Below are 23,105 nucleotides of genomic sequence, written 5' to 3' on the forward strand. Positions count from 1 at the left end.
TACGAATAAATACCGGCTCTCCACCCATCATCGTATTTGTATATGGTGACATAAGTGGTGTTCCAACTCCCGTTTGCGCCTCACCTATTGTCTCATAATAAGTAATAGTCATTGCATCCGTAGAAGTTTGTCCTGCTAAAATTTCCGCATCAGCGTCTGTTAAAGTAAAACCTACAAATCCATCAGTATCATCATCACATTCTTGTAAAGTAGCTGGAATAACTCCAATCGGCAATGGATTTACCGTTACTTCAAAACTTGTTGTTGTTGCACATGAGTTTGTTGGATCCGTACTTGTTACACTTACATATATTGTATCTGTTAAATTCATATTTGTATATGAACCTGGAGTCGCTATTGGGTTCATATTAGTATTGGCATCTGCTTGAGTCGTGTGAAAGTTAATATTAACATCCGCTGCATTTTGTGTTCCAAGAATAATAGGAATTTGCGTAGTTAAGTCAAAAGTTTCAGTTCCATTATTAGTAGCATCATCACATACAACCATGTTTGCAGGTTGCACCGCAGTTGGTTGATAATCTACACATATTTCAAAGTTTGTTGTATCAAAACATGTTGTATTGTTAATGTTCTCAATACGTACAAAGATTTGCTCACATTGATTTGTATTTGAATATGGGCTTGGCAACAGATTTGTTCCCGCATCAGCATCAACTTGTGAAGAGTGATATGTTATTGTAAATAATGCTGGATTTTGCGTTCCTAATACTTGAACATTTAATGCCGTTAAATCGAAAGACTCTGTACCATCATTTGTATCATCATCACAAACAGTTATGTTAGCTACTGCATTTGCTATTGGTAAAACATCAACTACAACATTGAATTGTGTTGTTGACACACAATTGGAAGTATTATCTTCAACTCTTACAACAATTAAATCGTTAGGAGTCACATTAGGATACATTGTAGCTAATGGATTTGCGTTTGCATCTGCATCTGCTTGGTTTCCATGAAAACTAATTGTAAAGTCAGCTGGATCTTGTGTTCCTAAAATGATTGGAATTTGCGTTGTTAAGTCAAAGATTTCTGTTCCATCATTTGAAGCATCATCACATACTACCATATTTGGTGGCATTGTTACTGTTGGTTCAGGATTTAACACTAAGTCGAATGAGGTAATTGCAAAACAAGTAGCACTGTTGTTATCTTGTACTCTAACATATATATCATCAGTCGGAACTGTTGCATTGTTATGTAAACATGCAAGCGGATTTGCATTGTTGTCTGCGTCTGCTTGTGTATCGTGATATGTTACTGTATAATCTGCTGGATCTTGCGTTCCTAGCACTAACAATGTTTGTGCACATAAATCAAATTCTTCTACACCATCATTTCCGATATCACAAAGTACTAAATCTGGAACTGCATTTGCAGTAGGACTTCCTATGTTTAATGTAAAAGAGTCAGTTTGGAAACAGTCGATTGCTGTAGTTCCTGTATATGAAATTCTTACAAATATTTCTTCACCATTGGTACCTGAATATGCTTGTGCTTGTGCAAGTGTTAAAGCTCCTGTTCCTGCATCTGCATCTGCTTGCGACAAATGATATGTTACTGTCATATCAGTTGTATCTGCAATAGGTGCTAATACTTGAGCTGTATTTACTGTAAGATCAAAAATTTCGTTTGTGTTCGCTGAACACACTGATAAGTTTGAAGCTGGTGCATTATTTATTTCTGGTGTTACATCTATACAAACTGTTTCTGTATATGTACATCCTAAATCATCTAATACTTCATAAGTATAACAGTGTTGTCCTGCTGTAGTTGGTAAAACTGTAATTACATTACCTGTTGTATTTGTGATAGAAGCATCTGCTTGCCAACCTTCTGATTCAATTACTGGTGTAAATGATTCGTCTGCCGGTAAGATAGATGGATCGAAATCTAATTTCCAGTTAAAAATATATCCGTTATCAATTGCTAAGTTATCTGTAACTCTAATAGTCCAGTTTCCATTTAATGGACTTCCAACAAGATCATCAAATCCATTTGCATCTACAGGTAAATATGTTCCTGGTTGCCATGAATTTCCTGGAGGGTTTGAACCAGCTATTATTGTTGGTGCATTTGCTAGTGTAACCGTTCCATCTAAAGAGAAACAATATTCAGCTCCAACACCTGGTGTTGCTGTACCATCATCATTGGCTCCTCCAAAATACGTTCCTCCACCAGCTTGCACAAACAAGTCTGCTTCTTGTCCGTTTGGACTGATAATCGTAATATCTAAATCTCCTGAAAATGAATGCTCAATATTTAAACATACTTGTAATAATTGTGCTCCATCTGTTAATACTTGATCTGAATCAAAACAATCAACTGGCACAGAAGTTTCATACGAAACTCCACTTCCATCTGGCAAGAATGTTTGCCCACTTACAGGTGGTGTACATTCTACTATAAATGGTACTGGTGCAACAACTCCTGCAATTGTAGTATCATCACCAAAACATATTATAGGGTCTGTGGCTTCTGTACCTGTAAAATCAGGAGTTGTAGAAACACGAACTACTTGATTGATTAGATTATTGTTGGTACAGTTATTTGTATCTGTTACTGTTAGATTTACAATGTAGGCGCCTGGATTTGGATATGTATGCGTTACTGATTGTCCATCCATTGAATTTCCATCTCCAAAATCCCATTGGTATAATGCGCCTGTACCATCGGAAGTAAATGTTGCACTTCCATTAAAAGTCACAGTATCACCTTGGCATATTTCTATAATATTATTTGCATCTGCCGCTGGCACTGAAGAATCTAGTTGAGAATTAATTGTTTGGCACGGCGTTACACAAGAAATATCTGCTGCCCAACCAATATTAACTCCTGCTGCATCAGATATAAATTCTATAGTAAGACATCCAGAAACATTATCATTGGTAGCAATTACAAGTCCTGGACTAGCTGTTCCTGTAAATGTACCAAAAGCAGTTGCGGCTGTACTATCACCATTATATATGGTCATATTATCCATCATGTTTTGCACACCAAACGAGGTAAAGTCCAATTGAACTTTGTCTCCTGGGTTGTTTGGACAAATTGTCATTACGATATTTTCGTTATTTGAATATTGTCCTGCTCCGCCACCTCCAGTATCTAGAAAAGTACCTTGACATATATTAAAGGTACCATTTTCGATAATGACATCTTGTGCGAAACAAAATATTGGTGCTATAAGTAATAAGAGAAATATTTTTTTCATCTCTAAATATTTAGTTTTGTAGTTTAGGTTGTGGTTGAATAATCAATAGATATTCAGTATTGTCAATTCTGTAAGCTCTGGCTGCTATATCAAAGAATTGAAGGTTATATTTTAAAGGATTGAATGTAGTTTTATTAAAACCGTCATGTTTTAGATTCTTATTATACGTATTCAACATTCCTTCATCAGTTATTTTTGGATATTTCTTTCCTCTAATTTCGGATTGCCGTACAATTTGCATTCGCTCTACAATAAGCTTTCTTAACGTTTGGTATCGTTTCTGATTAGAAAAAACCAATTTTTGAGCTTGGTCTCCATAAACTTCATTAATGAAGTTATCTACTTGATGTTCCTTAAACTTATAAGAATCATTTTTAGTTTGTGCATTCATACAAAGCCCTAAAAATAAGAACATCATACATACATAGATTTTACGCATAATAGTCATGTTTGTATTCTAACATTATTAATTTAAAATGAAGTTGCTCTTAATTCTGTTTAAAAACACACTTCATTTCCCTTACAATATATATAACAACAACGTCTATAAAAATCCGACATCGTGCTAAAAAATTTATTTTGAATCGCGGAAAATTAAGAAAATTTTGTGATATACATAGTTCTTTAACACATTTATTTACGGCACGTTCAACCAAAACATATACAATATTTAATTATCTTTGCAGTCTTGTTAATTTTTGAAAAAAATTGAGTTTCGAATCTTTACTATAATGATGCTTTACATCTTATATTATTATTAAGTATTTGTACTTCAATTTTTAATATATAAAGAAATACAAAATCGATGAAAATAGATAAGGCGCTTGAAGAAGAAATACAAGCTTTAGGAGATAATCACATAATGACCTCTTATGACACTCCATTGCGCGAAGATGCTTTTGACTTGAGTGATGAAGACAAAATTGCAAGCATCAAAAGTGATGTTGCACGCATTATGGAAACTTTAGGTCTAGACATGACTGATGATAGCCTTAAAGGAACTCCCAATAGAGTTGCTAAAATGTTTGTGAAAGAAATTTTTGGCGGATTGCATCCAGATAGAAAACCTAAAGCTTCAACTTTTGATAATAAGTATAAGTACAATGAAATGTTGGTAGAAAAAAACATTACTGTCTACTCTACCTGCGAGCATCATTTACTTCCTATTGTCGGAAGAGCACATATTGCTTATATTTCTAATGGAACTGTTGTTGGGCTTTCTAAAATGAATCGTGTGGTTGATTATTACGCTAAACGACCACAAGTACAAGAACGTTTAACAATTCAAGTCGTAAGAGAATTACAAAAAGTACTTGGAACTGAAGATGTTGCCTGTGTAATTGACGCTAAACATTTATGCGTAAACTCACGCGGAATTAGAGATATAGAAAGCAGCACTGTAACAGCAGAATTTGGCGGAAAATTTAAAAATGAAAAAACACGCTTAGAATTCCTAGATTATATTAAATTAGATACAAAATTTTAAATCAACATATTTTTTATTAGTAACCATGAAATTATACCAAGAACAAGAACTAAAAATATACAATTCCCTCACAAACCAAAAAGAAGTTTTTACACCTATAAATGAAGGTCATGTTGGAATGTATGTATGCGGCCCTACGGTTTACAGCAATGTACACTTAGGAAACGTACGAACGTTCATGTCTTTCGATATGATTTTTAGATATTTAAAACATCTAGGTTATAAAGTACGTTATGTACGAAATATTACCGATGCTGGGCATTTAGAAAATGATGCCGATGTTGGTGAAGATCGAATTGCTAAGAAAGCACGGTTGGAAGAAGTGGAACCTATGGAAATTGTACAACGTTACACCGTTGACTTCCACACAATTCTGCAAAAATTTAATTTTCATCCACCTAGCATTGAGCCAACTGCAACAGGACATATTATTGAGCAAATTGAGATTGTAAAAACGATTCTTGAAAAAGGACTTGCTTACGAAGTAAATGGTTCTGTATATTTTGATGTTCATAAATTCAATGAAACGAATGATTACGGAAAGTTAAGCAAACGTAATTTAGAAGACTTAGTACATAATACACGTGTTTTAGATGGACAGAGTGATAAAAAGAATCCGCAAGATTTTGCACTTTGGAAAAAAGCTGAACCAACTCACATTATGCGTTGGCCTTCTCCTTGGAGTGATGGTTTTCCTGGTTGGCACTTGGAATGTACAGCAATGAGTACAAAATATTTAGGAGATCAATTTGATATTCACGGTGGTGGAATGGATTTAAAGTTCCCGCATCACGAATGTGAGATTGCTCAAAATGAAGCTTCAAAAGGAAAAACACCTGTAAATTACTGGATGCATGCCAATATGCTTACCTTGAATAAAAAGAAAATGGCAAAATCTACAGGAAATAATATTCTACCTACTGAAATTTTCTCTGGAGATAGCAAACATTTAAGCAAAGGGTTTTCACCAAGTGTTGCGCGTTTTTTTATGATGCAAGCGCATTACAGAAGTATTCTCGATTTTAGCAATGACGCATTGTTAGCTTCAGAGAAAGGGTTCTATAAATTAATGGAAGCTATTAAAACATTAGATAATTTAGAACCTACAGGTGATAAAACGAGTTTTAATTTTGAAGTTTGGAAACGCAATTGCTACAATGCATTAAATGATGATTTTAACACACCCGTTTTAATTGCAGATTTGTTTGAAGCTGTAAAATACATCAATCAGTTAAAAGATGGAAAAGCAACTATTTTAGCGGAAACTTTAACTGAGCTTAAAAAGTATATACATGTTTTTGTGTTTGAAATTTTAGGCTTAGAACAACAAAGCGGTTCATCTGATGATGGAGATGCACTTTCTGGAGTTGTTGAATTATTGATCAATCTAAGAAATGAAGCTCGCGCTAACAAAGATTTTGCAACTTCCGATAAAATTCGTGATGAATTATTAGCTTTAGGTATTCAGCTGAAAGACGGAAAAGACGGCACATCATTTTCAGTTTCGTAAGTCAGATATAAAACGATAATTATTAAAAAGATTCTTATATATCCTTTTTTACTTATCATCCGCTTTTACCAAGCGGCAATATCACCATATACACCTGCGGCATGTCGCTATTCGCCGACATGCTCGCATTATACTGCAGATGCATTAAAAAAGCACGGTTTGTTTCGCGGAGGAAGATTAGCACTCAAACGTATTTTTAGCTGCAATCCTTTTGGTGGAAGCGGCTATGATCCAGTGCCTGACGAGCTGCCTAAAAAATAACATTCCTTTACCATTCGCATTCTTTGATTTCCGTTTGGTTTACCTATATTTACATTTTATAAACTATACCATTATATGCACCTACTAAGTATCAACTGGAATCCTAGTGAAGTTTTATTAAATTTAGGTCCAATTCAGATTCGATATTATAGCTTAATGTTTATCATCGCATTTAGCTTAGGATATTACATTACAAAAAAGATTTACGACAGAGAAGGCATTGAAATAAAGTATTTAGATTCATTGTTTATGTATGCCGTAATTGCCACGTTATTAGGTGCACGTTTAGGCGAAGTATTCTTTTATAATTGGCCTTATTACCAAGAACATTTAATAGAAATTTTACTTCCAATTAAAGCAGACGCAAACGCAACTTTATTTGGCTTTATTGAAGGTTATAAATTTACTGGATTTGCTGGATTAGCAAGTCACGGAGCAGCAGTTGGAATTATTGTTGCCATGTATTTATATAGAAGAAAATACCAATACAAAACCTTACTTTGGATTTTAGATAGAATTGTAATTGCAGTTGCTATTGGTGGTGTTTTTGTACGAATAGGAAACTTCTTTAATTCTGAAATTGTTGGGAAACCTACTAATTCTAATTTTGGAGTTATTTTTCAAGGAAGAGGCGAAGATTTTGCACGTCATCCAGCACAATTGTATGAAGCATTTTGCTATGTTTTTGTGTTTATAATCTTATGGTACACCTATTGGAAAACTGAAAAGAGAAACAAACAAGGATACATTTTTGGATTGTTTTTAGTACTTCTTTGGTCGGTACGTTTCTTTGTAGAGTTTGTAAAGAAAGCACAAATAGATGATCGTGCAGATTGGCTACTACTTACTGGACAATGGTTAAGTATTCCTTTTATTATTGCTGGGTTCTATTTTATGTTCAGAAAGACCAACAAAACGGATATAGATACAAATAAAACAGTAGCTTCCTAATGAAAAAATTAATCATACTACTTTGTGTTGCCACAGCAATTATTTCTTGTGGAGAATCTGAAAGTAATAAAGTCATAAAAACGGCTGATATTAAGTTTACCAAGGAAGGTGAATTGACGCTAGCTAAAGTTAGCGGAGAAGATATTATAACACTTGATGTAGAGTTTGCCGAAACCAACTATGAACGCGAAACTGGACTCATGTATCGCAAGTCGATGAAAGACAATCAAGCGATGCTTTTTATATTTTCTTCTTCATTCCCGAGGAATTTCTATATGAAAAACACGTACATTCCTTTAGATATTATCTATTTAGATGAAAATAAAAAAATAGTGAGTTTTCAAGAAAATGCAAAACCCCTAAACGAAGAAGGATTGCCATCTGAAGTTCCTGCAATGTATGTATTGGAAGTAAAGGCAGGTTTGGCAGAAAAGTGGTTGCTTGAAATTGGTGATACTATTACGTTTGTAAAGCATTAGATAATTTAGCTACAATTAAAACCTTTTTCTAGAAGCTTCTAAACGTTAATTTCTATTTAAATGAAAAAGGACGCTTCATACCAAATTAAATCCTTGCTGCTTGGTATTGGAATTACAATTGGCGTTTCCGTCATAGGAATATTTTTAACCTCTTTTGTAAATCACACCGCGGCTTTTATTATTCTATCATTCATTTTAATTCCAATAATTGCAATCTACATCTTACTATATTCTAGATTCAAATTTGTTGCTATTGGCATGCTTACAGGCCTAATTCCGATAGGCGTTTTTTCATATTTTATTTACATGATATCTCAACTTCATTAGAGAATCTGCTTCATAAGATTCTAAAATCACACTTCTACTTTACTCAGATATAAGTTTAGTATGATCTTAGCTTGACTTCATTCTAATTTAAAATTACGCATAACCACAATTCATATAAACAAAAAAACGCCGCTCATTACGAGCAGCGTTTTTCTATATTGAATAGAAAAGTTAATCTATACTGATTAAGCTTTTACTTCTTCTTCTAATCCTTTGTTGACATCACCTTTTTTGATTGTATCATACATGATTGGAGTTGCAATAAACATAGATGAGTATGTACCTACAATTACACCTATAATTAAGGCAAACATGAATCCTCTAATAGATTCTCCACCGAAAATAAAGATCGCTAATAATACTACTAACGTAGTTAACGACGTATTTAAAGTTCTACTTAGCGTACTATTTAAGGCTGAGTTTACTACTTTACTAAATTTCCAGTTAGCATTCTCATTCATAAACTCACGAATTCTATCAAACACAACCACGGTATCATTCAGCGAGTAACCAATTACGGTCAGGATTGCTGCAATGAATGCTTGGTTGATTTCCATTGTAAATGGTAAGTATTTCCATGCCAATGAGAAGATTCCCAATACGATTAATACATCATGGAATACAGCAGCAACTGCTCCAAGAGAGAATTGCCATCTTCTGAATCGCAATAAGATATATAAGAATACAACTACCAACGAACCTAATACCGCCCAGAATGATGCTTTCTTAATATCATCGGCAATTGTTGGTCCAACTTTGATCGATTTCATAATTCCTACTTTCTTACCTTCTGCTCCATCAACAAACTTTGAATACTCCATATCTGCTGGTAAGTACGAACTTAAACCTTCATGTAATTTCTTTTTGATATCATCATCTACCTCAGTTCCTGTTTCATTTACTTTATAGTTTGTAGTAATCTTTAACTGGTTGTCTTCACCAAAAGTTTTTACTTCTAACGAAACTGCATTTTCACCATCTACAAATTCATTTTGCAACGATTTTTTAACATCTTGTGGACTTACTGTTTTATCAAAACGTACTTGGTACGAACGCCCTCCAACAAAATCAACACCTTGATTCAATCCGCTTCCAAGCGTAATTGACCATAAACCGATAGCGATGATAATTCCTGAAATAATATATGCGATTTTACGCTTTTTCAAGAAGTCAACCTTCATGCTTCTAAACAAGTTCTTTGTAGCTCCTGTAGAGAAAGCTAATATTTTTCCTTTAGCAACATACCAATCAATTAATAATCTTGTGATAAAAATTGCTGTAAATAATGAAGTTGCGATACCTATTAATAACGTAGTTGCAAAACCTTTAATTGGTCCTGTACCGAATAAGAATAAGATCAAGGCAGTTAAACCAGTTGTAATGTTGGCATCAAAAATAGAAGACATTGCACCTTTCCAGCTAAATGCATGCGAGATTGATTCTTGCAACGTTCTTCCTTTGGCAAGTTCTTCTCGAACCCTTTCAAATAAAAGTACATTCGCATCCACCGACATACCAATAGTTAATACAATACCTGCAATACCAGGTAATGTTAATACAGCTCCTAAGTTAGCCAATACTCCAAAAATCAATAAAATGTTAAACGCTAAGGCTACATCTGCAAAAAGTCCGGCTCTACCATAATAGAATACCATCCAAACCAATACCAACGCTAAGGCAATTAAGAACGACATTAAACCGCTATCAATCGCTTCTTGACCTAATGATGGCCCAACGATCTCTGATTGTAAAATTTCTGCTTGAGCAGGTAATTTACCAGCTCTTAATACGTTTGCTAAATCCTGCGCTTCATCAATTGAAAACTGACCTGAAATTTCAGTGTTTCCTCCAGAGATTGCTCCAGTAGTAACACTTGGTGCAGAGTATACAATATTATCCAATACAACTGCAATGTTTCCATTTTCTTCATGCACTTCTCCTGTAAGCTTTTCCCACTGCTTTGCTCCAATACCATTCATTTGCATTGTTACATTAGGCTTTCCGTCATTTGCAAAACTCTGAGCTGCTGCATCAACTACATCACCTTTCATTTGTGGCGTAGCATCTTTTCCTTTACGCTTTCCTTTTAAGGCGTATAAATCAATTCTTCCTTGCGGACTTACATTTTTTCCAAAAGCAAAACGTACAGTACGTAATTCTGCTGGCAATACTTGTTTTAAAACAGGGTTTGCTAATAATTCAAGAACTTCTTTTCTATCATCTTCTTTTGCTGTTGCAATTACTCCACCTGTTCTTCCAGCTCCTTGTATAGGAACTATTTTATCAAATAATGGATTTACAACATTCAATGAATCTTCTTCAGTAGAAGTTGTTAAAGCATCTACATCTTGATCTTCACTTTCTGCCGTTTTCTTTGGAGCAAACTTAGGAAGTGTTTTCAATTTTTCATTAGCTGCTAATAAATATTGAAGTAATGCTGTATTGTTATTGTTTGTTTTCCAAAATTCTAATTCAGCTGTTGTTTGTAATAATTTTTCAATACGAATTACATCTTTCGCTCCTGGTAATTCAATTAAGATACGTCCAGAAGTTCCTAAACGCTGAATGTTTGGTTGTGTTACACCAAATTGGTCAATACGTTTGTTTAATACTTCTTTTGCAGATACTACTGACTGATCTACTTTTCTTCTAATTACATTTTGAACAACATCATCTGGTGTATTGAATGTTTCATTTTTCAATTCATCCTGTAAAGATGCTGTGTAAAAAATACTTGGATCTGCTAATTTTAAACCTGCAGGTTTTAATTCATCAAAAGCTCTAAAGAAAGATTCTACGTAATCTTCTTGTGCATCTTTTTGCAGTTCATCAGCTCTATCTAATGCTTTCTTGAACGTTTCATTTTCTGTATTGTTTGCCAATCCGCTAAGAATGTCTCTTACAGATATTTGAAGAATTACGTTGATTCCACCTTTAAGGTCTAATCCTTTGTTTAATTCTTTTTCCTTTGCTTCACTATATGTAAACTCTGTGAATCCGAAATTAATAGGTTCATTTCTATCAATTGAGTCTAAATATGTTTTTTCTACAAGACTTCTAGCGTCTGCAATTTTTTCAATATCACCGCCTTCTGCTGATTCTGGCACTTGCGATACTGCATATGTTTTTGCGTCATTTTCAATTTTATTCGTGATAAACGTGAATGATAATTGGTAAATACTCACCAATCCGAATAAAAGCGCAAATATTTTTACTAATCCTTTGTTTTGCATTATTCTGTTTTTTGGTCAAATTTTTTAAGTGGGCAAATATAGCATTTACCACAACAATTTGACAATTGTTTTTTTTGTGATTTGATTGTGATTTAGAGTGCTCTTTAAGATTTTCAAAAAACACTATTTGACATGTCTAAAGACTATTTTGAATAGATTTTGGACATGAATACGGTAAGAGACTTTCGTAAACTGAACATATAACTATGTTCTAAAAATTTATGAAAGCGTTGTTGTGAAAGGTCCTGCGCGAACATCAGGAATTTCGTAAGATATGTTTTCTTTGAAAGTTACTATATAACCAGATTCGGTATATGTTAATTCAATTGAAGTTGTATTGAAATCTCCCGAAAAGAATGAACTTGTATTTGCAAATGAATGCGGGCTTGGAGATTTATCATATTCTGTTTGTAAGTCTAAAATGTATTTCCCTTGATGTTCACCAAGGAAAGAATCTGCAGCTATTTGCAGCTCGTAGACATCCAACTTATAACCATCTACATTAGCATAGGCTTCAAAACTAAAAGTTTCATCTCCTGTAGGCACTTCTGGAAATCTGTCATTAGAAGCAACTCCATTTTCGATTAAAAATGCTTTAATCTCAGAAACATTTTCATTACTGTAATAAGCAATTTTAAGTGTATTATCTGCTTGTTTGCGTACTTGAATGTTTGTTACACCTATAGATTGAAGTTGTTGCTTGATTGCTTGAATCACTTCTATATCCGAAGAAACCGCTGTACTACTCGAAAATTGAAGTTCAATTTCTTGATTAGGCACAGGCGTTTGCTCAGTGTAGAAACCAAGCAACATTAGAAGGATTATTAAAGCACTAAAATACTTTTTCGCAATCATGCGCCAAATATAAAGATTATGACTGCATTATTACAGTCTTTTTGCATTTTATTTCACTTTAAGTAATTGAATTTTATGGTCCTGCTTATTAATGATCTATTTTTTAGATGTAGTTTCTTGTACAAATTCTATTTTTATAATTTCCATTTCTGGAATACTTCCTGAGCGAATTGCCGATGCTAATATTGCCGCTTCTTTTCTGTTTAAGTTTGATGAAATCTCAGATCTTCCTCCTGAAATTTTTCCAGACATAACTGATGGCGCAGAATATACAACATCATCAACGACAACTGCTATATTCCCATTTGTTTGATGTACATGCTCGGTCATTTGCTCCCAAATCTTCGCTCCTTCTTCATTTTTTTGAATGGTTATAAGGTAAGAATCATTATAGTTTGATTCTGTAACAGTTGCATCAATTACATAACTTCCATCTATAGGTGCTTTATTTTCAGATGTTACATATACAGCGCACAATTCATAGTTACCATTATAACTATTTTTTCCTAGTAGAAACTTAACTTTTCTTTCGATCTCGCTCACAAAAAACGGTTCTTTTTGTAATAATATTTTAGTTACTTTCTCTACATTTTCATTAGGAACAAGCGCAAAAAATGGATCATTATAACGACCTGTTATTTTGATTCCCAAAACATCATCTATACTTTTTATTTCTTCTACTGATGCAGCTGAAAGTCCATCCTCTACTTGACCACCGTAGGTTTTAAGCAAGTATTCATAAAGTATTTCTCGTTCTTTACATACTTCAAAAAACTCTAATTTTCCTGTGAGCGAGAAAGCTTTCTCAAAAGTTTGCGGTTTTATATTCCCTTCATAATTAAAGGTGACTTTTTGATTTTTTTGTTCTGTAATAATAATATTTTTAGCGCCAACCGACTCCAAACGTTTTTGAATGTTTGCAATACCTCGCTTCTTTTCACCTTCTGATATATTGGTATCAATAATTTTTAATTGAATATTTGTTGTAGGAGGTTTTGGCGGCTTCTCACAAGCAATTGTTCCTATGAGAAACAACACAAGAGCTAATGAATAATTAAGGTGTTTTTTGCGCATAGTAATTATTTAGTTTTTAAGTTACTAAAAAGGCTACAATGTAAGTTGTAGCCTTTAAATATATTTTGTGATGAGTCTTGAGTCTTATTCACCTTTCATGTTTTTGTAACCTTCTGGTGGTGTTGTATTGAATAATTCAGAAGAAACTGCTTGTGGCTCAATTTTAGTCACTTCAGTTGTTACTGTCATATCAATTCCCATTTGGTTCATTTTCATTTCAGCAAATAATGGAAATCCTTTTATTTTATCTCCTAAAGCTGTTGTTTGTTGAGAAACTACAGGAATAGCTTCTGTAGTATATAATACCATTTCTACTTTTACACCATCTTTAGTAATAGACGTTGTGTATTTTTGACATGTGTATCCTAATACAGTTTTAGTTTCACTTCCTTTTGTAACTGTAATATTTTTTAAATCTTCTGCGCTTAACGAGATATCCTCTTTCGTATACATTTTTCCTAATGCAGGATTGTCCATTAAAACCAACATCTCACTATTTTCAGCATTGATAACAGTCGTTATATTTCCAGACATTGGGTTGTCCATCTCAGATCTTGAACTCTTACCTTTAAACAAGGTAATTGTTTCCATTTTACCCATCATATCTAGCTGTGCTTGCATTTGCTCGTTATCAGTAGATATTGTTTGTTTTGAAGTAATTTTCCCTTCTGTAATCGTTTTTTGAGCAGAAACCATTACACTAAATGTCAATGCTACTAGAAATAATATTTTTTTCATGTTTTAAGTTTTTTTTCTATTTACAACTATAGAGTTTGTATCTAATCATGCAAATATGTTACATTTTTATGAATATAAAAAAACCTCATCACAATTAATGATGAGGTTTTTAGGGCTTTTTATTAAGATGTAGATTATAATTCTAATAATCCGTTTGTTTTCTTTACACCTGCTGCACTTTCAGTTAAATGTGCTTTTTCAGCATCACTTAAGTTGATTTCTACAATGCTTTCAATTCCGTTTCTTCCTAAGATTACAGGAACTCCGATACATAAATCGTTTAATCCGTATTCTCCGTCAAGTAAAACTGAACAAGGGAACATTTTCTTCTGATCGCAAGCAATTGCCTGAACCAATCCTGAAACAGCTGCTCCTGGCGCATACCATGCAGAAGTTCCTAATAATTTTGTTAAGGTTGCTCCACCAACTTTCGTATCTTCTTTTACTTGGTTTAAACGTTCTTCAGATAAAAACTCAGATACCTTTACACTGTTACGAGTTGCATGTGCTGTTAATGGCACCATACCTTTATCACTGTGTCCACCGATTACCATTCCATCTACATCAGAAATTGGTGCTTCCAATGCTTCAGCCAATCTGTATTTAAAACGAGCGCTATCTAAAGCTCCACCCATTCCAATAATTCTATTTTTTGGCAATCCAGTTGTTTTGTGAACTAAATATGTCATTGTATCCATTGGGTTACTTACTACAATGATGATTGTATTTGGAGAATGCTCAATTAAACCAGCAGAAACTGACTTTACAATTCCAGCATTGATTCCAATTAATTCTTCACGTGTCATTCCAGGTTTACGAGGAATTCCAGAAGTAATTACACAAATATCACTACCAGCTGTTTTTGTATAATCGCTTGTACTTCCTGTAATTTTTGTATCAAAACCATTTAAAGAAGCTGTTTGCATCAAATCCATAGCTTTTCCTTCTGCATATCCTTCTTTGATATCCAATAAAACGACTTCCGAAGCAAAATTTTTGATTGCAATATACTCTGCGCAACTAGCACCAACGGCTCCTGCTCCTACAACTGTAACTTTCATATCTTTATATTTTTTTGATGTATTGTTTTTAAAGCTGCAAAGGTCATATTTTTTACACTGAAAAACAATGTTATTTTTAATTATTTACATCAAAATATTATCGAATACTTATAGCCAGACCAGCACTTAATGTATTGAATTTCTGAAAAGTGTAGTCTCCAAAGATTTTTATAGGGCCTAAATTTAGTCGCGCTCCCAATGTTGTACGAATTCCATTCGCTTCGAAATCAAGGTTCACAGGATTTGAAATGGTTTCAGTTATAGTTCCAACTGTATTTCCAGCATTGTCTTGTACATCATAACTTAGGTTATAATCTCCTTTGATATTGATTTCCGATTTTCCCTGATTGTATCCAAATCCACCATAAAGTGTTATAATTTTAAAGTCTAAAGAACCCAATGCTTGGATAGTCCATGCATTCATAGTGAAATCGGCTTCTCCATTTCGGATGGTCACATTATCCGAGAAACTATCATCATTAATAGCATAGGTTGCATTTAATCTTGTAAATGCTGCCAACACCGATACATTTAATGGAAGTTTATCAATAGGGCCTAAGTATTGCGTAATATCATGTTGTAAACCAACTCCTATGAGACTTGCTTCAACATCATCATCAAAACTTAATTTAGGCACAAATCTTAGTTTTACATCTGTATTACTTGGCAATCCAACGCCAACTTGAATCATTGGTGCTGGCACTGCATTTATAGGAAAATCTTCTGCAATTCCTCCAGGCATTTCAAAACTTCCTACTTTAAATGTATTTGTTCCATTTATCGGAATTCTTACATCAATCGTTGTTTCCGTACTATTTTCACTCATTACTGTCGGTATGGATGTTTCACCATTAGCAGTAACCAAAAATTCATAATCGGCAGGGTTAAACGTGAAGTTTTGACTGGAATTCGGCACAAAACTTGCGCTTGCGGAAATTGTAATATCAAATCCAAATTTTCGGTGTGTTTTCGCTGTTGTATACCAACCACCATTAATACTATATAATAATCCTTTCATTAGTGGATTCATATAGTTTTCGGTAAGTTTACTTGCATCTTCGCCTGCTAATAAAAGGCTCTCTAGTTCTTGGGCTTGCAATGCTGAAAAGCACAGCATGATAAGTAATGTAATTCTTTTTTTCATTATAAGTGTAGGTTTGTTTATTGATCTAAAAATAATAAAACCACATAAGATCACACACAGGAAATACCCCCTTTTTTTTACTTTTTTTTCATAAAAAACAATGTAACACTTATCAATGAGCGCCTAAATAACACTCTTACTTAACAAGTTTTTTTGTATATTGATGTAAAAACTTACGCCATGAAAAAAATTACACTACCAATATGTGCATTCTTTTGCTTCTATTTGGGATTTGCACAACAAGAATTAATTAACAGTGAAAACAAGTGGCTCTTGCACCACATGGTTATTGACGGAACCACAATTGACGTTCCTCAAGCACCATTACCCATGTACATTCCAGGAATCCGATTTTCAGGAACTGATTCGAGCAATTATAATTTTAGCGCTGATGTAGCTGGCATTAATGGTGCTTTTGATTTAGAACCACCGCTTGTCATTACTCCAACTTCGTTTACCATTCAGCAACCAAGTGTAACACTAGGAGATTGCTCTCCAAATTGCATTCTTGAAAGTCAATATTTATCTACAATTATCTCAGGAAACTTCAATCCTTTAAGAACGTTAGATTATGAAATTATTGACGAAGGAAATGGTAGAAAGAGGTTAACAATTACTACACCAGAAGGAGATATTGCCGTTCACGGAAATTATATTTTATCCATAAAGAAATTTGATAAAAAAAATATTACTATGTATCCAAATCCAGTACAAAAGAAACTGTATTTTGATTTTAAAGGATATTCCGTAGAAAAAGTGAATATACTTTCAGTAGTTGGTTCGAGTATTTTTGAAACGAAGATTTCGCATCAACAAAATTCCTTAGACTTATCATTTTTAAAACCTGGCATTTATTTTATGAAAACTACATATAAAGATGGAGATACAACTGTTTCCCGATTTATTAAAGAATAATCATATTGCTAAACACTTTAATGCATAAAAAAATGCCTCGTAAAAGAGGCATTTTTTAGTTTTATAACTTATGAGTGTTATGCATCAATGTTTGCATACACAGCATTCTTTTCAATAAATTCTCTACGTGGTGGCACTTCGTCTCCCATTAACATTGAGAATACACGATCTGCTTCTCCTCCATTGTCAATAACAACTTTTCGCAAAGTTCTGAAGTCTGGATTCATAGTAGTATCCCACAATTGTTCTGCGTTCATTTCTCCAAGACCCTTATAACGTTGAATATTTGCTCCTTGACCAAATTCATCAACGATTGCATCACGCTCTGCATCATCCCATGCATATCTACGTTTTGCTCCTTTTTTCACTAAGTATAATGGTGGTGCAGCAATATAAATATGTCCGTTTTCAATCAATTCTTTCATGTAACGGAAGAAGAATGTTAAGATTAAGGTTGCAATATGCGATCCATCGACATCGGCATCACACATAATCACAACTTTATGATATCTTAGTTTTGAAAGGTTTAATGCTTTACTATCTTCTTCAGTTCCGATAGTAACACCTAAAGCCGTGAAAATGTTTTTGATTTCTTCGTTTTCAAAAACTTTGTGTTGCATTGCTTTTTCTACGTTCAAGATTTTACCACGTAATGGCAAGATGGCTTGAAACATACGGTCACGACCTTGTTTAGCCGTTCCACCCGCCGAATCTCCCTCGACAAGGAACACTTCACATTTTGCAGGATCTTGTTCAGAGCAGTCACTTAGTTTCCCTGGCAAACCTCCAATACTCATTACCGTTTTACGCTGAACCATTTCACGTGCTTTTTGTGCAGCGTGTCGTGCTTGTGCAGCCAATACTACTTTTTGCACAATGGTTTTAGCATCGTCTGGATGTTCTTCTAAGTAATCGGTAAGCATTTCTGACACTGCCTGACTAACAGATGCAGACACTTCACGGTTTCCTAGTTTTGTTTTCGTCTGACCTTCAAATTGTGGTTCTTGAACTTTTACAGATATAATTGCAGTTAACCCTTCACGGAAATCATCACCAGAAATATCAAACTTCAATTTGTCTAACATTCCAGTTCCTTCCGCATATTTTTTCAGCGTATGCGTTAAACCTCTTCTAAATCCTGATAAATGCGTTCCACCTTCGTGTGTATTAATATTGTTTACATACGAATGTAAGTTTTCAGAATACGAAGTGTTATAAGTCATGGCAACCTCTACAGGAATTCCGTTTTTCTCACCTTCAAAGGCAATCACATCAGCAATGATTTGCTCGCGATTTCCATCTAAGTATTTGATAAATTCTTTTAGTCCTTCATCAGAATGAAACACTTCTCCAACATACTCACCTTTTTCATCTTTGTTACGCTTATCCGTAAGTGTAATTGTGATTCCTTTGTTAAGGTATGACAATTCGCGCATACGATTTGCAAGCGTTTCATAGTTATATTCTAGAGTTTGTGTAAAGATTGAAGCATCAGGCCTAAACGTTACCGCTGTTCCTCTTTTATCAGAATCTCCAATCGCTTTTACAGGATATAATGGTTTTCCGCGTTCGTATTCTTGTTCCCAAACTTTTCCATCTCTGAAAACAGTAGCTCTTAAGTGGTCAGATAATGCATTCACACAACTTACACCAACTCCGTGCAATCCACCAGATACTTTATAAGAATCTTTGTCGAATTTACCTCCTGCACCAATTTTAGTCATTACAACTTCTAATGCAGAAACACCTTCTTTTTCATGAATTCCCACAGGAATACCACGACCATTATCTTCTGTAGTAATGGAATTATCTTCATTGATAACAACACTAATGGTATCACAATGACCTGCTAATGCTTCATCAATAGAGTTATCGACAACTTCATATACCAAGTGGTGTAAACCTCTAATTCCTACATCTCCAATATACATGGATGGACGCATACGTACATGCTCCATTCCTTCTAATGCTTGTATACTGGAAGCGGAATATTGATTTTTATTTTCTTCGCTCATAAATATTCTCCTTAATTTTATTGTTGCAGAACAGTCTTGTATGTTCTGATTTTTTAAGTTGTAAAAAAACAAATATAGTATTTCAAAAATTCATTTTGAAATACTTTTAAGCAGCTTTTCAAATAGTTATTAACATTTATCACTTTTACTAAAAACTGCTTAGAAAGGCTTAAAACAGGCTTAAAAGCATCTTAAAGGTGTTTTTTTCTTTGCGTCTGATCGGAAATTAAAAAAATCGTTTAGAAGTCATCTAAATACTTTTCATTTTGAGTGTAAAACACTACAAAACGACTTTTTACGCTAGAAACAAGCTTTTAGTAACAATGTTTTAGTAATTTTACAGCACTTAAAACTATTACTACTAAATATTTATCAATGAAAACAAAACTACTTTTACTTGCATCACTTTTTAGCATTGCAGGATTTTCACAAACTATTTCATCATTTAACAGTGATCCAGGTACGGACTTTACGATTGTAAGTCCAACAGCGGCATTGGATCAATCTCCAACTGGAGCGAATGTTTTTTGGACATTTAGCGGATTGAATGCTGGAGGAACTAATGTAGACACTTATGCAGCACCAACTGCTGGAGAGTTAACAACATATCCTGGTACTACAGAAGTGCAAACTATTACAACGCAAGGAACTCCACCTGCAACAAGTTCTTTCTTTTTAAGAGAAGATGGCACAGGAAATTATATTACAGGAGCAGGACAAGGAGATATTACTTTAAATTATAATACTACGAATGCTTTTGTAGGATTGTTTCCATTGAACTTTGGCGCGAATAATTCAGGAACTGCCGCAGGAACATTTTCATTCATGGGTACAAGTGGAACATTTACAGGTACATTTACAGCAACAGTAGATGCACACGGAACATTGACAATGACTGATGCAGTTGCAAATGACTATGTTGCACCTGTTACACGTTTGCGTATAGATCAATCATTGAGTTTTAGTATTCCTCCTATTTTTAATAATATTGGAACCTTGACACAAACAACCTATTATTATTATGATAATAATGCAGATAATATTGCTTTTAGATATACAAATGCACATCTTGTTTCTGCCTTTTTAGGTATTGACCAAATGACAGAAACACACGAGCGTAATACAACATTGACGCTTTCAAGAAATACAGTTAATGCTTCTCAGTTTCAGTTGTATCCAAATCCTGCAAAAGATTTTATAACAATTGATTCAAAAGAGAATCAAACAATTAAAACTGTTTCTATTGTAGATGTACAAGGAAGAAATGTATTTACATCAAGTACAGAGACGGAAAGAATTTCTGTTGCAAACTTACAACAAGGAATGTATTTTGTAACGCTTGAAACGGAAGCAGGCGCTATCACGACAAAGAAATTTATCAAACAATAAGAATCAAGATTTTTATTTTATAATGAACGCTCAAAATCTTAATGTATAAGATTTTGAGCGTTTTTTTGTTTTTTTAAAATCATATTCTAAAAGTTCTTTTTCTAGTAATTCGCATGGTTTTTAATCTAAAAAGAGTAGCTTTAATAGATTAAAACCGTACTAAAATTATGAAGAAATTAATCCTTACCGTTACATTTCTTGCGTTTTACTGTGTAGTAATTGCGCAAACGGATGCTGAAAAAGCACGAGCAAAAGTTGGAAAAGCCATTGAGTTGATGGACAACGGAAGCATCGATGAAAGTATTGTCATTCTGGAAGAATGTGAAAAATTGGATCCTGAAAATTATCTGTATCCTTATGAAATAGCCTTTGCTTATGTAAAGAAGAAAGAATACGAAAAGGCGATTAGAATCTTAAAGAAAACATTAGAATACGACAATATCAACAGTCTAGTATATCAAATGCTAGGAAATGCCTATAGTTATTCTGGAGATGAGAAAAGGGCCATTAGAACCTATGAGAAAGGCATGAAGAAGTTTCCCAACGCAGGAAATTTACATTTAGAAAAAGGGAATATTTTTTGGTTTCAAGAAAAGTATGACGAAGCTGTAAATAATTACAGAAAAGGTATTGAAGTCGATCCGATGTTTGCTTCAAATTACTACCGCTTAGCACTATTATATTTGAGTTCTAGCGATAAGTTGACTGGTTTGATATACGCTGAAATTTTCATGAACTTAGAACGCTCCTCAGCAAGAACACGCGAAATAAGCAAGTTGATTTACAAAACCTATAAAAACGCTATTACACTTGGCAAAGATGAGTCTTCAATGGATTTTTGTGAAATTGTTATTGATGCAAAAAGTTTAGAAGATGGTGGTGACCTCAAATTACCTCTTTGCGCTATTTTTGGAAAGCATTTTGTTTTAGGGATGTTTGGAATGGAAAAAGTAAATTCTGAATCTATTGCAAAAATGCGCGCTAGTTTTATTGAACGATTTTTTGAAGAAGATTATAAACAATATTCGAATGTTTTATTTGATTACCAGAAAAAATTGTTGGACGCTGGTTTATTAGAAACGTATACACGATACATTCTACAAATGGGCGATAGCAAAGGATTTAACGAATGGGCTATCGCAAATGAAAGAAAACTAAATAAGTTTACAGACTGGTATTTGGACAAGGAAAATTATATGGAAGTAACACAGAAGAATAAGTTTATTAATTAAAACTATCAGTTTTAATTTGTTGTTTATCTATTTATTTCTGAAAGATGAAAAAATCATTAAAATTAACCTTAAAAACTTGAATTAGTTAGGAGTCCATATTTATATTTGCATCTTGTTACTTACATACTCAAAAAATAGTATATGAGACTAGATGATTTAATACTGAAATCTACTGAAGCTTCCATTTCTTTAGATGAAATACACTTAAGCGCTCATAATAAAGAGCAATTGCAGCAAATGCTTGATGAATTCAATTATTTTGAAGCCTTAAAGCAATACGATTTACCTGTAGCAAATAAAGTGTTATTGCACGGTCATACTGGATGCGGAAAAACAGCTACAGCCAAAGCTATTGCTAAGGAACTAAACAAAGAAATCATTATCTTAAATTTAGGAAGTTTTGTTTCATCAAAATTAGGAGAAACCGCAAGAAATATTACAAATATATTTAAAAAGGCATCTCGTGAAAAAGCAGTGTTATTTCTTGATGAGTTTGATTATATAGGTAAAGTTAGAGATTACGATAGTAAAGATTCTGGAGAAATGAAACGGATTGTAAATACAATCATTCAACTTATAGATTATTTACCAAACGATACTTTGCTAATTGCCGCAACAAATTATGTAGAAATTATAGATACAGCTTTGCTACGACGTTTTCAACTTCGACTTCAATACGATTTACCAAGTAAAGAAGCTTTGGATGCTTATTATGATGATATCTTAAAAAAGTATCCCAAACACTATCAAAATTTCACAAGAGTATATGATATTTCATATGCAGAAGCGAAAGATATTGTGACGCATTCCATCAAAAAAGAGATTATTGCTACTGAAAAGAATAAAGCTTTAAAAAAGAAACATTATTTGTTTTCATACGGAACATTGCAATTAGAAAAAGTGCAACAAGAAACGTATAACCGTATTTTATCTGGTACTGAGGATTCATTGGCAAATTATACATTAGAATCCTTAGAAATTACAAATACCGAAGTACTTGCCAAAAGTGATCAAAAGCTTCATCCAATTGCTGTGAAGACTTTAAATCCGAATGATCGTATTGACGGTTTTATTTTTGAAATTACAGAACAAGAGTTAGTAGACACAGATGCTTATGAAGTTGAAGACTATAAGAGAGTTTTAGAAACTTTTACTTCTGGAAGAAAAGCTTGGATTTATGTAGCGAAGGATAGTTAAACATTTTCT

Annotated in this window: 18 protein-coding genes; 9 read left to right on the forward strand and 9 right to left on the reverse strand. The window is 33.6% G+C overall.

Annotated elements, in window-relative coordinates:
* Positions 1–3,229: PKD domain-containing protein (locus tag ACRBBL_RS17775; RefSeq protein ID WP_431370425.1), on the reverse strand; the 3,229-nt coding region annotated here is incomplete at its 3' end.
* A 10-nt stretch (positions 3,230–3,239) separates the two neighbouring features.
* The gene (locus ACRBBL_RS17780; RefSeq protein WP_431370426.1) at positions 3,240–3,668 is read right to left on the reverse strand and encodes a hypothetical protein; all 429 of its coding nucleotides are present in this window, start codon (positions 3,666–3,668) and stop codon (positions 3,240–3,242) included.
* A 366-nt stretch (positions 3,669–4,034) separates the two neighbouring features.
* Between ACRBBL_RS17780 and folE the strand changes: the two genes are divergently transcribed.
* The 5 genes from folE (at position 4,035) to ACRBBL_RS17805 (ending at position 7,916) form a co-directional block, all read left to right on the forward strand.
* The gene (gene folE, locus ACRBBL_RS17785; RefSeq protein ID WP_431370427.1) at positions 4,035–4,715 is read left to right on the forward strand and encodes a GTP cyclohydrolase I FolE; all 681 of its coding nucleotides are present in this window, start codon (positions 4,035–4,037) and stop codon (positions 4,713–4,715) included.
* A 25-nt stretch (positions 4,716–4,740) separates the two neighbouring features.
* A complete protein-coding gene (cysS, locus tag ACRBBL_RS17790) occupies positions 4,741–6,225 on the forward strand; it encodes a cysteine--tRNA ligase (RefSeq protein WP_431370428.1) in 1,485 nt (494 codons plus the stop codon).
* A gap of 18 nt (positions 6,226–6,243) precedes the next feature.
* Positions 6,244–6,486: a membrane protein insertion efficiency factor YidD gene (gene yidD / locus ACRBBL_RS17795; RefSeq protein ID WP_431370463.1), complete on the forward strand. Its 243-nt coding sequence runs from the start codon at positions 6,244–6,246 to the stop codon at positions 6,484–6,486.
* A gap of 75 nt (positions 6,487–6,561) precedes the next feature.
* Complete coding sequence (gene lgt, locus ACRBBL_RS17800) at positions 6,562–7,437, forward strand: prolipoprotein diacylglyceryl transferase (protein ID WP_431370429.1); 876 nt, start codon at positions 6,562–6,564, stop codon at positions 7,435–7,437.
* Complete coding sequence (locus tag ACRBBL_RS17805) at positions 7,437–7,916, forward strand: DUF192 domain-containing protein (RefSeq protein ID WP_431370430.1); 480 nt, start codon at positions 7,437–7,439, stop codon at positions 7,914–7,916. The genes lgt and ACRBBL_RS17805 overlap by 1 nt, the downstream gene beginning before the upstream one ends.
* 512 nt (positions 7,917–8,428) lie before the next feature.
* Here the strand turns inward: ACRBBL_RS17805 and secDF are convergent.
* From secDF to ACRBBL_RS17835, 6 genes are all read right to left on the reverse strand, one after another.
* Complete coding sequence (gene secDF / locus ACRBBL_RS17810; RefSeq protein ID WP_431370431.1) at positions 8,429–11,476, reverse strand: protein translocase subunit SecDF; 3,048 nt, start codon at positions 11,474–11,476, stop codon at positions 8,429–8,431.
* A 219-nt stretch (positions 11,477–11,695) separates the two neighbouring features.
* Entirely contained in the window at positions 11,696–12,289 is a 594-nt protein-coding gene (locus ACRBBL_RS17815; protein ID WP_431370432.1) for a hypothetical protein, read from the reverse strand.
* A 138-nt stretch (positions 12,290–12,427) separates the two neighbouring features.
* The gene (locus ACRBBL_RS17820; protein WP_431370433.1) at positions 12,428–13,405 is read right to left on the reverse strand and encodes a SecDF P1 head subdomain-containing protein; all 978 of its coding nucleotides are present in this window, start codon (positions 13,403–13,405) and stop codon (positions 12,428–12,430) included.
* A gap of 84 nt (positions 13,406–13,489) precedes the next feature.
* Positions 13,490–14,143, reverse strand: a complete 654-nt coding sequence (locus ACRBBL_RS17825; RefSeq protein WP_431370434.1) for a DUF4412 domain-containing protein — start codon at positions 14,141–14,143, stop codon at positions 13,490–13,492.
* A 134-nt stretch (positions 14,144–14,277) separates the two neighbouring features.
* Positions 14,278–15,204, reverse strand: coding sequence for a malate dehydrogenase (gene mdh, locus ACRBBL_RS17830; protein ID WP_431370435.1), 927 nt, complete (start codon positions 15,202–15,204; stop codon positions 14,278–14,280).
* A gap of 97 nt (positions 15,205–15,301) precedes the next feature.
* Positions 15,302–16,348, reverse strand: a complete 1,047-nt coding sequence (locus ACRBBL_RS17835) for a DUF6588 family protein (protein WP_431370436.1) — start codon at positions 16,346–16,348, stop codon at positions 15,302–15,304.
* Between the two features lie 180 nt (positions 16,349–16,528).
* Between ACRBBL_RS17835 and ACRBBL_RS17840 the strand changes: the two genes are divergently transcribed.
* Complete coding sequence (locus ACRBBL_RS17840; protein ID WP_431370437.1) at positions 16,529–17,263, forward strand: T9SS type A sorting domain-containing protein; 735 nt, start codon at positions 16,529–16,531, stop codon at positions 17,261–17,263.
* Positions 17,264–17,340: 77 nt separating this feature from the next.
* On the opposite strand, the gene gyrB is transcribed toward ACRBBL_RS17840, so the two are convergent.
* The gene (gyrB, locus tag ACRBBL_RS17845; protein WP_431370438.1) at positions 17,341–19,278 is read right to left on the reverse strand and encodes a DNA topoisomerase (ATP-hydrolyzing) subunit B; all 1,938 of its coding nucleotides are present in this window, start codon (positions 19,276–19,278) and stop codon (positions 17,341–17,343) included.
* 375 nt (positions 19,279–19,653) lie between these two features.
* Between gyrB and ACRBBL_RS17850 the strand changes: the two genes are divergently transcribed.
* The 3 genes from ACRBBL_RS17850 (at position 19,654) to ACRBBL_RS17860 (ending at position 23,096) form a co-directional block, all read left to right on the forward strand.
* Complete coding sequence (locus ACRBBL_RS17850; protein ID WP_431370439.1) at positions 19,654–20,667, forward strand: T9SS type A sorting domain-containing protein; 1,014 nt, start codon at positions 19,654–19,656, stop codon at positions 20,665–20,667.
* Positions 20,668–20,834: 167 nt separating this feature from the next.
* Entirely contained in the window at positions 20,835–21,899 is a 1,065-nt protein-coding gene (locus ACRBBL_RS17855) for a tetratricopeptide repeat protein (protein ID WP_431370440.1), read from the forward strand.
* A 141-nt stretch (positions 21,900–22,040) separates the two neighbouring features.
* The gene (locus ACRBBL_RS17860) at positions 22,041–23,096 is read left to right on the forward strand and encodes an AAA family ATPase (RefSeq protein WP_431370441.1); all 1,056 of its coding nucleotides are present in this window, start codon (positions 22,041–22,043) and stop codon (positions 23,094–23,096) included.
* The last annotated feature ends 9 nt before the right edge of the window (positions 23,097–23,105 follow it).

The organism is Kordia sp., from assembly GCF_050633145.1.
Classification (GTDB): domain Bacteria; phylum Bacteroidota; class Bacteroidia; order Flavobacteriales; family Flavobacteriaceae; genus Kordia.

Excerpts from the sequence above, each read along its gene's own strand:
- ACRBBL_RS17780 (WP_431370426.1), bottom strand. The coding sequence starts at position 3,668 with ATGCGTAAAATCTATGTATGTATGATGTTCTTATTTTTAGGGCTTTGT.
- folE (WP_431370427.1), top strand. The coding sequence starts at position 4,035 with ATGAAAATAGATAAGGCGCTTGAAGAAGAAATACAAGCTTTAGGAGAT.
- cysS (WP_431370428.1), top strand. The coding sequence starts at position 4,741 with ATGAAATTATACCAAGAACAAGAACTAAAAATATACAATTCCCTCACA.
- lgt (WP_431370429.1), top strand. The coding sequence starts at position 6,562 with ATGCACCTACTAAGTATCAACTGGAATCCTAGTGAAGTTTTATTAAAT.
- ACRBBL_RS17805 (WP_431370430.1), top strand. The coding sequence starts at position 7,437 with ATGAAAAAATTAATCATACTACTTTGTGTTGCCACAGCAATTATTTCT.
- secDF (WP_431370431.1), bottom strand. The coding sequence starts at position 11,476 with ATGCAAAACAAAGGATTAGTAAAAATATTTGCGCTTTTATTCGGATTG.
- ACRBBL_RS17815 (WP_431370432.1), bottom strand. The coding sequence starts at position 12,289 with ATGTTGCTTGGTTTCTACACTGAGCAAACGCCTGTGCCTAATCAAGAA.
- ACRBBL_RS17820 (WP_431370433.1), bottom strand. The coding sequence starts at position 13,405 with ATGCGCAAAAAACACCTTAATTATTCATTAGCTCTTGTGTTGTTTCTC.
- ACRBBL_RS17825 (WP_431370434.1), bottom strand. The coding sequence starts at position 14,143 with ATGAAAAAAATATTATTTCTAGTAGCATTGACATTTAGTGTAATGGTT.
- mdh (WP_431370435.1), bottom strand. The coding sequence starts at position 15,204 with ATGAAAGTTACAGTTGTAGGAGCAGGAGCCGTTGGTGCTAGTTGCGCA.
- ACRBBL_RS17835 (WP_431370436.1), bottom strand. The coding sequence starts at position 16,348 with ATGAAAAAAAGAATTACATTACTTATCATGCTGTGCTTTTCAGCATTG.
- ACRBBL_RS17840 (WP_431370437.1), top strand. The coding sequence starts at position 16,529 with ATGAAAAAAATTACACTACCAATATGTGCATTCTTTTGCTTCTATTTG.
- gyrB (WP_431370438.1), bottom strand. The coding sequence starts at position 19,278 with ATGAGCGAAGAAAATAAAAATCAATATTCCGCTTCCAGTATACAAGCA.
- ACRBBL_RS17850 (WP_431370439.1), top strand. The coding sequence starts at position 19,654 with ATGAAAACAAAACTACTTTTACTTGCATCACTTTTTAGCATTGCAGGA.
- ACRBBL_RS17855 (WP_431370440.1), top strand. The coding sequence starts at position 20,835 with ATGAAGAAATTAATCCTTACCGTTACATTTCTTGCGTTTTACTGTGTA.
- ACRBBL_RS17860 (WP_431370441.1), top strand. The coding sequence starts at position 22,041 with ATGAGACTAGATGATTTAATACTGAAATCTACTGAAGCTTCCATTTCT.